The following is a 13,820-nucleotide window of genomic DNA, read 5'->3' as shown; positions in this document are numbered from 1 at the left end:
AGCTTTTTGAGCGATCGTTTAAATCCCCGGTTTCTATAAACCGGAAGGTGCGCGGAGGGGTAACATTCCCCTTCGTTCACATTTACTGCTGAGTGCTGAGTGCTGAGTGCTGACCGCTTTTTTAATTATTAATTATTAATTGTTGAACCACCCTACTATTATTAACTACTCTAAATTGGACTAGCTTCTAAAAACAAAGAATAATTTGTATGACCACTAAACTCAGAAACTCGGACAAAATAATTACCCTCTGGTAAAGAATCAATAGCTATTCTCTCATCAAGAGTACCCACATTTCTTGACTCAGCAAAAACCTCTAAAGCTTCTAAAACTCCATTATTATTAATATCCTCAATTAACTCCACATCTGCATCCCCAAGTAAACCAGTTAATACAACATCTAAACTACTAGGAGTATTCAAAATAAAACTATAAATATCAATCGGATTTCCATCTCCAATAAAATTGTTAAATTCTGCTGTTCCCAAGACACCAAGATCGGCATTAATATTTAACAAATCATCTCTAAAATCTGGAGGGGTACTCAAACGATTTTCTGGCAAACCAACTAAAATATAATGTTGAATTGCACTACTAAAAATACCATTATTTAATAACTCCACTACATCCAGATTTTGAGCAAGATAAAAATCTGTGTTAAAGAAAAAACTAGGGTCGCGATTTTCAAATTGACCAAACCTGACAAAATGTTCAAAAGGTGTTAATCCTGCTGATTCTAATGTTGTAGCAAACTCAAGATTAGCTCTATAAAATAAATTAGTAAATAAAGGACTAGGGTCCCGCAATTCAAATTGACCATACCTAAGAAAATGTTCGACTGCAGTTAGTACACCTTCCTCAATAGCAGCAGCTACACCAGTATTAGTTTCGAGATAAAAGCTAGTATCAAATAAAGCATTGGGGTCTCGATTTTCAAATTGACCCACATTCACAAAATGTTCCAAAGCACTACTAAAATTACCCGCAGCAATTTCATCTACAACGTCAGGGTTTTGAAATAAATAAAATCCTTCATCAAACAGAGTTTCAATAGTTAACATTTCTTAAAAGTTTATTTTTGAGTTTACATTGCAACCTGAGCAATGTTATCTTACTACAATCATTCATTTCTGTATGCTTTAAATTCAAAATTTATACTTAAAAATTAAGGGACATCAATTATGGGTAAATCTTCTTTAATGACAATGCTACGTCGCGCTTATGGTATTGCCAGAATGTCGAAAAAAACTGGCATTCCCAGGGATGAATTATTAGGAATGGTCAGAGAAGCTAGAAGTAGAAACTTTCGGACTACTCGCCGTCGCTTATTACAAGGTGGTTTAGGGTTTGCTGGGGCAATGGCAACTTCTAATTTCTTCAAGGGTGGGCAAAGAGTAATGGCCCAAACAACACCTACATTAATAGTAGGTGCTGGAATTGCAGGATTAACTGCAGCTTACCGTCTCACTCAAGCAGGAGTGCCAGTAAATGTGATTGAAGCGAGGAATAGAGTCGGTGGTCGGATCAAAACTATGGATAAAGTTGCAGGTACTTTTCTCTCAGCAGATTTGGGTGGAGAATATATTGATAGCGACCATAGTGTTATTCGTGGTCTAGCAGCAGAACTTGGGTTAACAGAAGTAGATTTGTTTGCTAACCAGGAAGGGTTAGTGGGAACTGGTTACTTTTTTGAGGGAAGATTTATACCAGAGTCAGAATTGATTGCTGATTTTGCTCCTGTGGCAGAAAGAATAAATGCAGATTTAGAGGCGATCGACGCATTTGAAGATTATACAACTCCTTTTCCAGAAGTTGTGGAGTTGGATAATCTCTCTATTACTGAATATCTGGAGAGTATTGAAACTACTCCACTGATGCGACAGATAATTAGAGCAACTTATAATGTTTTTTATGGTAGTGATGCTGAGGAGCAATCTAGTCTTAATCTAATCTATGTTATTAGCACTGATGAAGGTGTATTTGAACCTTTTGGAGTCAGTGATGAACGTTATGTGATTGCTGGTGGTAGCGAACAAATTACTAATCAATTGGCAAGTTTTGTCGGTGGGTCAATTGAAACGGGAACTGTATTAGAGTCAATTAGTAGTTTATCTGACGGTCGCTATCAAGTGAGTTTAAGATCGGGAGAAAGTGTCTTTGAGCGCACTTATGAAAGAATTTTAATTACCCTACCATTTAGTGTGTTGCGGGAAGTACAAATAAATGTAGATTTACCTCCAGCAAAAAGGTTAGCAATTGATACTATAGGTTATGGTACTGGATCTAAATTAATTACTGCTTACCGAGACCGAATTTGGCGCAACTATGGTTTTAGTAGTGATGTTTACTCAGACTTAAGGTTTCAAAATATTGAAGAAGCAGGTCTAAGTAGAGCTGCTTTAACTCCTGGTGTAGCTTTGTTAACTAACTATTCTGGAGGTAATCAAAGTGTAGTTATGGGCAGTAGTACTCCAGAAATTCAAGCTCAACAAAGATTACCCCAATACGAGTTAGTTTATCCCGGTATTACTAATACTGCTATTCCTGGTAATTCAGTGCGAGCTTATTGGCGTGGGGATCTATATAGTCGGGGTGCTTATTCTAGTTATTTACCAGGGCAATGGACTCAGATGTATGGTGTAGAAGGAGAGCGTGTAGGTAATCTATTTTTTGCAGGAGAACATACCTCTTTAGATTATCAAGGTTATATGGAAGGTAGTTGTGAAACTGGTGAAATTGCAGCTATGGAAATTTTAGAAGATTTGGGTTTAGCTCCTGCTGTTGAAGCACTAAGGATTAAACAGTCTTTAGAACAAAGAGAAAGAGGTCAAAACGGAGGACGTACACAAAATAAGAAGCGGAAGCCTTCTAAAGAGGGATAATTTTTTAACCATATATTACAGTGTCTCTGCCTAATTCCTATGATAATGAGACTTCAAAAATGAACTAAATCTTCCTTGATGACAATACTAAGTCGCGCTAATACTATTGCCAGAATGTCAAGAGAAACTGGCATCCCTAGTGATGAATTATTAGGAATGGTAAAAGAAGCTAAAGCTAGGAAATTTCCCAATGCTTGCAGTCGCTTATTAAAAGGTGGTTTAGACTTAGCCAAAAATTTTAAAGTTTCCCTTTTATCCAAGGGTGGAGAAAGGGCAATATCTCAAACAACTCCAGTATTAATAGTAGGGGCAGGAATTTCCGGATTAACTGCAGCTTACCGTCTAACTCAAGCAGGAGTTCCAGTAAACGCGATCGAAGCTAGTAACCGGGTAGGAGGTAGAATCAGAACTCGCCAAAAAGCATTAGGTACTCCATTTACCGTTGAACTTGGTGGGGAATTTATCTACACCGAGCATATTTATCTGCGCAGTTTAATTAAGGAATTAGGATTAAATCTTGTAGATTTGCAGGCAGTTGATGAAAATTTGGAAACACAAGAGACTTACTTTCTTGAAGGTCGCCAGGTTTCATTAGCAGAAATTACCACAGACTTTGCACCAATTGTGGAACAAGTTAAGGCACATTTAAAAGCGATCGCTAAATTTAAAGACTATACCACAAAAATTCCAGCAACAGTAGAACTAGATAATATCTCAATTGCCGAATATTTAGACCAAATTCCTCAAACTACACCAGTAATTCGCCAGCTAGTCAAAGCTGCTTACGAAACTTACTATGGTCTAAATATGGAAGAGCAGTCTAGTCTCAATTTAATCTATTTAATAGTTACTCAAGTAGGTGAGTTTGGCATTATTGGTGTTACCGAGCAACTTTTTAACCTACAGGGAGGTAACGAGAGGAGAAAAACTGCGATTAAATTTCAACTTTAATAATTCCGATGAAATACTTCTATTTTATTATATTAATACCGTTATTACATGGGGGAGTCGAACGTCAATTATTACAGAGTAATATGGTGAATATACTTGCTCAAAAATCTGAGTTTAATAACCCAATTTGTTATATGGAAACTACAGAGGGAAAAATCATTAATTTAGTCAATCTCTGTGGCGACCAAGAAGCTATTGATGAAACTAAAAAAGTTGCTTGTAAATCAGAGGAAGTTAAAGCTACAGAGATACCGATTAGTAATGTTAACTATGACGGTAATTTTTTAACTGGCAAAGTTACAAATAAAAGCTGTCAAACAGTGAAACTAATTAAAGTAAATTATCAAGTATTAGATGATGAGGGTAATATTATTGATAATGGTTATATTTATGCTCAACCTGCCACAGTTGAACCCGGAAAAGTAGCATCTTTTAAAGGTAATGTTTCTCCAGGAGCAAAAGTAGAAACAACTTTTGTGGAATGGAGTAATTAACGAAGTTAGAAGTCAAAAGTTAGAAGTTAGAAGTCTGTTTTAAACGATTATATAGAAACCTGCACTGAATGTACGCAATTAATTCTCGATAATTTACAGCGAGCGGGAGAATTGATTGGCAGTTTTAAGTAAGTAGCGGTCGATCAAACCAATCTAGAAATGCGGACTTTTGGTATCAAAGCATACTTAGAGGAAGTGCTAACCAGTTTAATGCCTAACATCGGACAACAGGGACATCAAGTGAACATCGAAGGAGATGAAAATCTAAATATCACAACCTATCCCGGAGAATTGGCACAAATAGTCACCAACTTAACCAACAATTCTCTCGTTCATGCTTATCCAGATGGCCAAAGCGGACAATTAAATTGGAGGATCGAACTGGTAGGAGAGACATTAATTATTGAATATACTGATGATGGTTGCGGCATTACAGAAGCAGAGCTTTGCCAAAATCTTAGCAGGTCTTTGCGAACATTTTCGCGCACGGATACCGCGAACAAAACCGAGTTTAATCTGCACGATGGGATAGAGAGCACCTTATTAATTTTAAAATATCGCCTGAAAGGTAATGAATACCGTCCGGCAATTGAGATTATTAAAGAGTACGGTAATATTCCTCCAGTGAAATGCTATGTGGGACAACTAAATCAAGTGTTTATGAACATATTGGCGAATGGGATTGATGCTTTGGATGAAAGCAATGGGGGGAAAACTTTTAAGGAGATAGAAAAAGAACCAAATCGCATTACTATTGGAACGGAATTAAGCGAAGACAACAAACAGGTCATCGTGACAATTGCCGACAACGGAACGGGAATGCTGGAAGAAGTCAAAGCAAGGGTATTTGAGCAAGGATTTACTACCAAAGGAGTTGGCAAAGGAACGGGTTTGGGGATGGCGATCGCCCATCAAATCGTCACAGAAAAACATGGTGGTCAGATTACCTGTAATTCAAAAGTTGGGCAAGGTACAATTTTTACGATCGTGATTCCCAGATAAAATATTGCTCTCCTTGAAACTGTAGCCAGAACGACCAAGCAAGGATTCCGACTGTATTAATTATAGCGATTTTTCTTGAGATAGAATACAACTATCAGAGCTGTAATAACAATTTTATAAATGTTTGCTACAAATAGCTAGGGGATTTTTGTTTGAGTCATATAAAATCCGGTTATACAGTAATCCCATGCATTACTTCCTCTGAATACAGATGTTCTATTGAAGACGAATTTGTTGCATAAAAGTAGCGATAGAACATCCATTCCGCTTTGGTTCGCAGATGAAACGCGGAGCAAGTGCGGCAGCTATATCGCTCTCTTTCGCGATTATTGATGTTCTATTCATCTATTGTCCAATAGTTAGGGTTGGCTGATTAAATCTCAAAACCTTTATATAAAATCCGGGTAATTAATATACTTAAGTCATTGCGACTGGAACGGAGTGGAAGGAAGCAATCTCAGGGGTTTCGCGAGATTGCTTCCTATCATCGCAATGACGATTATTCAACCGGATTCTATATTATAGCGCTACTTGAATCGGGAATAGGGAATAGGTATGGAGGGAATAGTAAACTGTCAAAGGATTTCAGGATTTAGAAATGTCCTAATCTTTGCTTCGACTGCTATACAGGTAAAAGTTTCAGCCTTTTTCTGTCTCATATTGATGTTTGATTCATCTATTGTCCAATAGTTACAGCAGTTTCCGCGCGTTATGAAGTACATATGCACTTGCTTGTGCGGCAGCTATATACTTTCATGCAACAAAGCCGTTCAAATCCAATATTTGTCCGTGACTCCTGACTCCTGACTCCTAGCGCGATACGATAACTAATTACCCGGATTCTATATCAAACATACTTACAGCACTTTCCTACTATTTGGAAGTACATATATTTATGGTTTTAGGGAATAGGAAGTAGGGGAGATGGAGAGATAGGTAATAGGGAATAAAGAACAGGCAAAAAATATTCATTCTGTCAGTTGTATAACATTAACCTAGAATCTGCTGTATCTTTTTTCTGTAGTTTACCTTTGTCAAAACTCCCTATAAGTATAAATAGGCAGACCACTATTACAGCCAATTTCATTTACAGTACTTTGCGCGGATGGTGAGGTACAGTTGAAGACTAATCTCTCTTCCCTATTTACTAAGGTGATAAAACTTTGAAACTGCTGTAAGTGATATAGCGCTACGCATTAAGGTTAGGACATTTCTAAATCCTGAAACCCTTTATTAGTGTACTATTCCCTCCATACCTATTCCCTATTCCCGATTCAAGTAGCGCTATACCAATTCACTTTAAGGATGTCACAAATAGTTTCAAGCTTTAAATGTCAAATAATTGCCTGAAACTGTTATCTTGTCAAAGTTTTTAGTAATCGCAAATCTAACTTCGCGCCTTCTAACTTCTGACTTATGACTTCAGTTAAACGGTATGAGGTACACCTGTGATGGGCAATATCCCACACCACAAAAGTTTTATTATTAATGTTTATACCTCATATACCTGCAATAAATTAACAATCGAATCAAGGAATAATTATCACTATGAATGAACTAAAAATTACACTATTAGGTCCGAGTGCTGTTGGTAAAACTAGTCTATTAACTTCAATGTACGAACAATTTAAAAGGATAAGTTTTCAGGCAAATCTCCAATTAATTCCAGAAGCAGAAAGTAATGCTATTCTCAAAAAACGCCTGAAGGAATTAAAAAGTCTGGCAGAAACTTTTAAAGTACAACCAGGAGCAGGTATTCCCGGTTCTTCAGAAGTTCGTTCTTTTATCTTTGACTTAGCTGAACAGGATAAAAAACCATTTTTAAGACTTAATTTTTATGATTATCCAGGAGGTTTTATTTCTGATAAAGCTAGTGCTAACGAAAGAAGATTTGTGAGAGAATTAATGAATGATGCTGCTGCGGTTGTAATTGCTATTGATACGCCAGCATTGATGATGTCTAAGGGAAAATTTAATGAATATGTGAATAAGACAAAGCAAATAACAGCCATGTTTAAAGAAGCTTATAAAGATATTCAGGAACCTCGTTTAGTTATATTTGCTCCGGTTAAATGCGAGATGGAAATGATCAAAGGAGAGAGAGCAGCCAAACAATTATTAGAAAGAATAAAAAAAGAATATGCCGACTTACTAAATTTTTTATCTTCTCCAACTTTGAGTTCTCAAGTTGCTGTTGCTATTACTCCAGTGCAAACTTTGGGATGTGTAATTTGTACAATGATTGAAGAACCAAGAAAGGATTATTTACCTACCTTTGGATTTAGGAAAATTAGTCGCGATGCCGAATATAATCCCCAGGATAATGACCAACCTTTACGTTATTTATTAAGGTTTTTGTTGAAGGTACACCATGAGGAACGCACCCATAAATTTTTACAAGTTGTTATGAATTGGATAGGTTTAGATGCTCATATTAAAAATGCTCTAATTCAGTTTTCTAAGGGTTGTAAAATTAGTGGGGGTTTTGCAGTATTGCAGGGGAAAGAGTTGTTATAGAAATTCTTACAGCGGATTTTATAGAAGTGAAGTACACCCCTGGCGGGAAAGATGTCCTCAGCACAAAAGTTTTATTATTAATATTTGTACCTGATATACCTGGAATCTGCTGTAATATCGGTATAAATAAAGTGGCGTTTCTGATTCTAGGTATGATTTGATAATTTGGGATTGTTTGAATTACTTGTTAATATTAATTGTTCTCTATTCCCTGTTATCTGTTCTCTATTACCTATAAACTTACTTTCATACCTTAATTCAGCAATGCCAATAAAGTATAGAAACCGGGTTTGTATTAAATACTCACTATACTAATATCTACTTCCCATAAACCCGGTTTCTAGGTAAATTATATAAAATTTCCACAGGAGATTTAGATTTATATGCAAGTATATATTGAGAGTAGAGGTTTTTCTCAGGATGATGATTATCGTTGGTTAAAGGTTACTGAAGAGAGTCAAACTAGAGTAGATCAAGAATATTTACCAACTATTATTCAAGAAGCAAATAAATTAATTGATAGTGAGTCTGCTTCAGTCGTTTTGAGTCGAAAAAATAATAGTTTACTGTTTTTATTAACCAGTATTGAACCTGTAGATAGAGTAGATTTTGTCCATCGTCAAATTCGCATCTCTGTAGCTTGCTTAATGCCAGATTCTCTGGATAATCAAAGAATTTTGCGGATGTTGGCTGCTACTGCTTTAGATACAGAAGAAAGACAACATTTAACAACAGAAATTAGTCAAGCGGTAAGTTTAGGAGGAGAGCTAGGTTTCCAAGTTAATTTTGAACATATACAGAAATTAACTAACATTAGTGCAGCCAAAAATTTACTTCAAGATAAGTTGCCAAATACAACTAAAAAAATTGCTGAACTTTCACCACAACGTCAGCAAGAACTAGCATCCGAATTGAAAGAACATTGCTTGCCAAATCAACAGGGTTTAATCGTAGTTGTTACGGGAATAAAAAAAGAGCAAGCTTTCATTGATGCTAATATTTGGCGTGGCTTATCTAGTCTGGTTGTCTATTCAGATTGGCAGATTATTAATCAAACTTTGCCAGAAAACAATTTGGCTACTAAACTCTCAAAATACTTTAATAGTTTAATGATAATTCTTGGGATTTTTAGTGCAGTTTCTTTGTTGGCTAAAACTTTAAATTTTTGATAATTTAACTAGATTTATCAGCGATAAATAAATATAAGTATTTAGCTCTTAGCATTTCCTGACGGAATGCTCCGCAAACAGCTATCAGCTTTTTATACCAATTTTATCTGAGGTTGCATAGAATTATCAGATTCATTAATTTATCCGTCTTTAATATATGGTCATTTCAATTTGGTATTAAGAAGCTGTTTGTAAACTCATAAAAACCTCTCTCCAAACCTCTCTCCTACTCCGCTCTTAGGCTCCGGCAACCCCCATTCCCTTGTAGGGAAGGGGGGCAGGGGGGTTAGGTTTGCGCGGATTTGTCGGTTCCATGCAGTACTTATCAAACAGTTTCTCAGGAGAAGCAATGCTAAGATCTGAGTTTTTATTAATACTTTTAATTATCCCTCAATCTCTCAATACTAATTCCCCCGATCGAGACAGTGATTTAATAACTAATAGTTGATAGTTGATGGCTGTTTGGGCAGCATTCCGCAGGAAATATTTACAAATAAATTTTGCTAATTTCTTCAAAGAATGGTATAATATTAAATCTGCTTAATTCGGTATAAAAAAATGTTTCATCTTCAGCTAGAGCGCAAATCTTTCTAAATTCTTTTCCCTGCTGACTCCTGTACGTCGCCAATCCGACGGAGACCCTACCTGACTCCTGACTCCTAATTAATTATCTAATTATACTAATGCTACCGGATTTGATATAAAAATATACTGTGTTTGTAGGTTTTGTTAATTTTAATGAACGCAGTATGAAACAAATTAATTTACTGATATCTTTTATAGGGGCAAAGTTTGGTAAAATTTTAGAAATACTAGACAATATTTACCAAAATATAACCCACCAAAAAACTGCTAAATTAACCTTACAAAGGAGAGCAAATATGCCAATTCCACAAATTTATAATCGGGATGTTTTTATTCTAATAGACCGCAGTGGTTCCATGACAATATCTGATGCTACGACAGGCAGTAAAAATCGTTGGCAATATCTTCAAGAAACTGTACAAGGTCATGTATTTGAAATTCTGTCTGAACAAGATGATGATTATGGAAATATTTGTGATGAAGTAACTCTATATTTTTTCAATAGAAATCAACAGCCTACTAAAACTATTTATCTTAGAGATGCTGCCCAAGTACAATCTGCTTTTAAAGAAAATAAACCAGGTGGAGCAACTTATATTGCTCCAACTCTAAACGAGGCAATATCTCAGTGGTTTTCTAATCGAACTGATGATAAAGGTGCTTTTATAATTATCTATACTGATGGTCAAATTGATGATAATAAAGAGTTTATTAATGTTATTGGTAAAACTTGTTCTAATATTAATAGTCAGGATGAAATTAAAGTTTTAATGATTGGTGTAGGGAGTGATATTGAGACAGAGGGAGCTATAGATTTTTACTTAGGAATTGATTTGAATGCTAATAAGTTTCAATCTAGACGAGGAGAAGATTGTAATATCTTTATTTTTGATTTAATAGATGAGGTAATGGATGAAGGTATTATTGCTGCTCTTGAACGTCAACTTGAGGGAGACCCTAGAAAAGGATTAGCGACTTGGGTAAAAGAAAAATATCCAAGTTTATATGCCAAATATTTTGGTTCTTAATATCTAATCATTTCCTGCGGAATACTGCGAAATAGCCATCAACTATTACCTAGTTTCTTGCCGATTAACTGCCTTATCAACTATTGATTTTAGAGCTGGTAAAAGCAATTGATAAGTTGAGATAAAATTAAAAGTTACTGTCAAATTACGCTCCTTTAACCTTATATCATTTCTCGATAAAGTTGCACTTAATATAAATATGAGAATAGTCAATTTAATAAGGTCTGAGCAACAATTATTAAGAGCATTGTTACAGAGAGATGGTATGAGAAGGAATTATTCATTATTTGCTGATACCTAACTGCTATTTATAGCCTGAGTATATTTCTTTTTCATGTCGCCCAGTTTCATGTCAGCTACAGCTAAAAGCTGAATGCTGACTTGCTATATTTATTACCTTATTCCTGAACTTTTAACAAAAAAAATATATATAGGACTTACATAGAAACCGCGTTTATCAACGAAATTTTGTGGTTTGAAAAACAATAATCAAGGCCATAAAACTGGTTTCTTGTTTGGGAGCCTAAGTCCTGTATATATTGTGTTTTAAATCACATATAATTACTGGTATAAATCACATTGAATCCTCACTACAAATCACAGGTATTTCAGCAAAAATACCGAAAAATAAGAACAGTAAACTTGATGTTCATACGGAATCTATCAGATTCATGCTGAAGCTGAATAGGATAGTTAACCAGTTAAGTCAAGTTTGCTTTAATCAATTATTTTTAATAATGGATTTAATAATGGAGAGATACGCGGAATTATCGGGGTTAAAGGAATAAGAAAAAATTTTGATTAATCTTAATCCCTCTTTTTTAAAGTCCATGCTTTACCCATAACTTGGGTAAAGATTGATTGTGAGATGAGATGAGATGAGTGGGGTGAGGAGAACAAAAAAAACAGGAAAAATTATTGAAGTAGGTAGACAAAATTATTTGTGTATTTACTAATTAATTATATTCCTTTTGCTTTTGGCCTTTTGCTTCTTTCTTATCAACAAAAATACTCTACCAATGAACATCTAATACCAAGCGTGATAAATGTTTGTTACAAATGGTAGGGATGTTGCATGCAACGTCCCTAGGTCTGAGGGCAGAAAAAAGACAAAAATTGGAATAAATATTGAATAAAAAAAAGGAAAGAATATATAGATATAGCTTTCTAAAATCAATTGGTTCAGCTTTTTTTAAGTATCTCCGATCGAGATGCACCTTTTTGTAGCATTCTTTTTTCATGCCTACTATAAATTAAGTAATTACCCTGACCGGATTCGGAAATATATCTGTTGAAAGATTTATTAATAGTATATCAAATATCAGACCAAAAAACATGCAAGCTAATTCTATAAATCAACCAATGAGTAAGGAAAAGTTAGAGCAGTTGGAAGCATTCGCTAAAATTATGATTGTCAGTTTTGCGTGGCATACTTCTGGTTTAATGGAACCATCTACCAAAACCAAACAGAATACTACAAAACAATCTCAAACTGATACTGAAACAAACTATCCTCAGCAAAAATAACGATGATGTGGTTGTTGCTGTACCGACACCACATCATTTAATTCCGAATATATTCTCTGAGAATACGGTGACGCTTGGGATCTTCTAACTTTTTCAATGCTTTAGCTTCTATTTGCCGAATTCTTTCCCGCGTTAAATTAAACGTATTACCAATTTCTTTCAGGGTCTTTTCTTGACCATCATCCAAACCAAATCGCATCTGCAACACATTTCTCTCTCGTTCAGTTAAAGTTTTCAGCACAGTTTCTACATCTTTTTTCAGGCAATTTTCAAAGACATATTTTGCCGGTGTTTCACCATCGAATTCGATCGCTTCGCGATAGATGAGATTTTCTCCTTTACCGATAGGGTGGTCTAAAGATAAAGTTTCTTGAGCGCATTCTACAATAAATCGCAATTTCTCAGTTGTCATCTCCATTCGTGTAGCGACTTCTTCTGCAATTAACGGAGAACCTTCCATTGACATCTGCTTAACTATTTTTTTAATTTGGGAAACAGTTTCGTAGAGATAAACTGGCAACCGTATCGTCCGAGAATAGTCACAAATAGCTCTGGTAATAGCTTGTCGAATCCACCAAATACCGTAAGTAGAAAACTTATACCCTTTTGTATGGTCAAATTTTTCTGTGGCACGAATTAATCCTATACTTCCTTCCTGAATTAAGTCTTGGAAGTCTAAACCACGGTTTTGATATCGTTTGGCAATTGATGTCACCAGTCGCAGGTTAGCTGTCACCATTTTATTTTTAGCTCGTCTACCTTTTCCCAGGCGATCGCGCAGTTCCCATCTACTCATTTTTACTGCTGTTGCCCATTCTGTTTCATTAGGCGATCGCTTGAGCTTTTCCTCTAATTTTTCATAAATTTTCTCTAAAGCTAATAATTCATCAATTTGATGTGCTAAATGAATTTCTTCCTCAGCACCCAAGCGAGGGACTTGATTAATTTGCTTGTGATGAACTTGAATTGAGTCTTCAGTAAATGTTGCGGTCGGCGGTTCTCTATCTGGGTCATACCTACCTTCAGTATTATCTTTATTTGTAAATTCTTCTGTATATTTCCAATGATTTAGAGCTACATTTTCTAGCCAATAAGTATCATAATAACTAGGATTTTTACAGTCAATTAACCACCATTTAATTTCAAAATTTGTATGTTCTCTACTTTGAGGAGCAACTATTACTAACTGATTATAGTTTTTTGTACAAATCAGTAATTTTTTTTTTTTATTCTAGACAGAATTTGATAAATAGTTATTATTTTTTCTTGAAGTTTAGGATTTGTTTGAAATGCTTCTAGTCCTAACTCCAACAGAAATACTTCTAAATCATCTTCTTCATAGTTATAAATTTTGTAAGTATCATAGACAGTTTCACTCCAATAACTTGGTAGTTCTAGTTCTGCTGTATCTAAATATTCCAGTTGAAAATCATAGCCAAGTTTTTGAAACAAAGCTACTATTTTTTGGGGGCTACTAATTTTTCTTAGATCGTCTAATTCTAATGAATGACGGATCCTGGACGCCCAGGATGGCCTCCGCCTTACATCAGAGAAGCGCTTGACTGTGGCCTTCGCAGATACGAGCTCGGAACTGGAAGCCGCGATACATACGGCCGCGAATACCGCCCGCGGCGAAGACAGCGCCTCGGGCCATGTCATGACCGT

The 13,820-nt window shown here is 35.5% G+C and carries 10 protein-coding genes and 1 pseudogene; 8 read left to right on the top strand and 3 right to left on the bottom strand.

Annotated elements, in window-relative coordinates; all coding sequences use genetic code 11:
* Window positions 1–170 precede the first annotated feature (170 nt).
* The gene (locus F6K22_RS12410) at window positions 171–1,061 is read right to left on the bottom strand and encodes a PPC domain-containing protein (protein WP_293097764.1); all 891 of its coding nucleotides are present in this window, start codon (window positions 1,059–1,061) and stop codon (window positions 171–173) included.
* Between the two features lie 120 nt (window positions 1,062–1,181).
* On the opposite strand from F6K22_RS12410, the gene F6K22_RS12405 reads away from it, so the two are divergent.
* The 8 genes from F6K22_RS12405 (at window position 1,182) to F6K22_RS12370 (ending at window position 12,155) form a co-directional block, all read left to right on the top strand.
* On the top strand, window positions 1,182–2,882 hold the full coding sequence (locus F6K22_RS12405; RefSeq protein ID WP_293097761.1) for a flavin monoamine oxidase family protein: 1,701 nt from the start codon (window positions 1,182–1,184) through the stop codon (window positions 2,880–2,882).
* A 78-nt stretch (window positions 2,883–2,960) separates the two neighbouring features.
* Window positions 2,961–3,833: a flavin monoamine oxidase family protein gene (locus tag F6K22_RS12400; RefSeq protein WP_293097766.1), complete on the top strand. Its 873-nt coding sequence runs from the start codon at window positions 2,961–2,963 to the stop codon at window positions 3,831–3,833.
* Between the two features lie 8 nt (window positions 3,834–3,841).
* A complete protein-coding gene (locus F6K22_RS12395) occupies window positions 3,842–4,327 on the top strand; it encodes an FxLYD domain-containing protein (protein WP_293097759.1) in 486 nt (161 codons plus the stop codon).
* 159 nt (window positions 4,328–4,486) lie between these two features.
* The gene (locus tag F6K22_RS12390; RefSeq protein WP_363273419.1) at window positions 4,487–5,329 is read left to right on the top strand and encodes a sensor histidine kinase; all 843 of its coding nucleotides are present in this window, start codon (window positions 4,487–4,489) and stop codon (window positions 5,327–5,329) included.
* A 1,548-nt stretch (window positions 5,330–6,877) separates the two neighbouring features.
* Window positions 6,878–7,846 (top strand): TRAFAC clade GTPase domain-containing protein, encoded by a 969-nt coding sequence (locus F6K22_RS12385; RefSeq protein ID WP_293097757.1) that lies wholly within the window; start codon window positions 6,878–6,880, stop codon window positions 7,844–7,846.
* Between the two features lie 383 nt (window positions 7,847–8,229).
* Window positions 8,230–9,015, top strand: coding sequence for a hypothetical protein (locus tag F6K22_RS12380; protein ID WP_293097755.1), 786 nt, complete (start codon window positions 8,230–8,232; stop codon window positions 9,013–9,015).
* 749 nt (window positions 9,016–9,764) lie between these two features.
* On the top strand, window positions 9,765–10,628 hold the full coding sequence (locus F6K22_RS12375; protein ID WP_293097753.1) for a VWA domain-containing protein: 864 nt from the start codon (window positions 9,765–9,767) through the stop codon (window positions 10,626–10,628).
* Between the two features lie 1,335 nt (window positions 10,629–11,963).
* Window positions 11,964–12,155 (top strand): hypothetical protein, encoded by a 192-nt coding sequence (locus F6K22_RS12370; RefSeq protein ID WP_293097750.1) that lies wholly within the window; start codon window positions 11,964–11,966, stop codon window positions 12,153–12,155.
* A gap of 37 nt (window positions 12,156–12,192) precedes the next feature.
* Here the strand turns inward: F6K22_RS12370 and F6K22_RS12365 are convergent.
* Window positions 12,193–13,137 (bottom strand): annotated as a pseudogene (locus F6K22_RS12365) (sigma-70 family RNA polymerase sigma factor); the annotation flags it as partial.
* 227 nt (window positions 13,138–13,364) lie between these two features.
* The gene (locus F6K22_RS12360; protein WP_293097748.1) at window positions 13,365–13,607 is read right to left on the bottom strand and encodes a hypothetical protein; all 243 of its coding nucleotides are present in this window, start codon (window positions 13,605–13,607) and stop codon (window positions 13,365–13,367) included.
* Window positions 13,608–13,820: the final 213 nt, after the last annotated feature.

It is taken from the genome of Okeania sp. SIO2F4 (assembly GCF_010672385.1).
In the GTDB taxonomy this organism is placed as follows: domain Bacteria; phylum Cyanobacteriota; class Cyanobacteriia; order Cyanobacteriales; family Microcoleaceae; genus Trichodesmium.
The sequence above is the reverse complement of the archived record's forward strand: the minus strand, read 5'-3'. Positions and strand labels throughout refer to the sequence as shown.

Bases quoted from the DNA above. Each gene is read 5' to 3' on its own strand.
- F6K22_RS12410 (WP_293097764.1), bottom strand. From the start codon at position 1,061: ATGTTAACTATTGAAACTCTGTTTGATGAAGGATTTTATTTATTTCAA.
- F6K22_RS12405 (WP_293097761.1), top strand. From the start codon at position 1,182: ATGGGTAAATCTTCTTTAATGACAATGCTACGTCGCGCTTATGGTATT.
- F6K22_RS12395 (WP_293097759.1), top strand. From the start codon at position 3,842: ATGAAATACTTCTATTTTATTATATTAATACCGTTATTACATGGGGGA.
- F6K22_RS12375 (WP_293097753.1), top strand. From the start codon at position 9,765: ATGAAACAAATTAATTTACTGATATCTTTTATAGGGGCAAAGTTTGGT.
- F6K22_RS12400 (WP_293097766.1), top strand. From the start codon at position 2,961: ATGACAATACTAAGTCGCGCTAATACTATTGCCAGAATGTCAAGAGAA.
- F6K22_RS12390 (WP_363273419.1), top strand. From the start codon at position 4,487: ATGCGGACTTTTGGTATCAAAGCATACTTAGAGGAAGTGCTAACCAGT.
- F6K22_RS12370 (WP_293097750.1), top strand. From the start codon at position 11,964: ATGCAAGCTAATTCTATAAATCAACCAATGAGTAAGGAAAAGTTAGAG.
- F6K22_RS12385 (WP_293097757.1), top strand. From the start codon at position 6,878: ATGAATGAACTAAAAATTACACTATTAGGTCCGAGTGCTGTTGGTAAA.
- F6K22_RS12380 (WP_293097755.1), top strand. From the start codon at position 8,230: ATGCAAGTATATATTGAGAGTAGAGGTTTTTCTCAGGATGATGATTAT.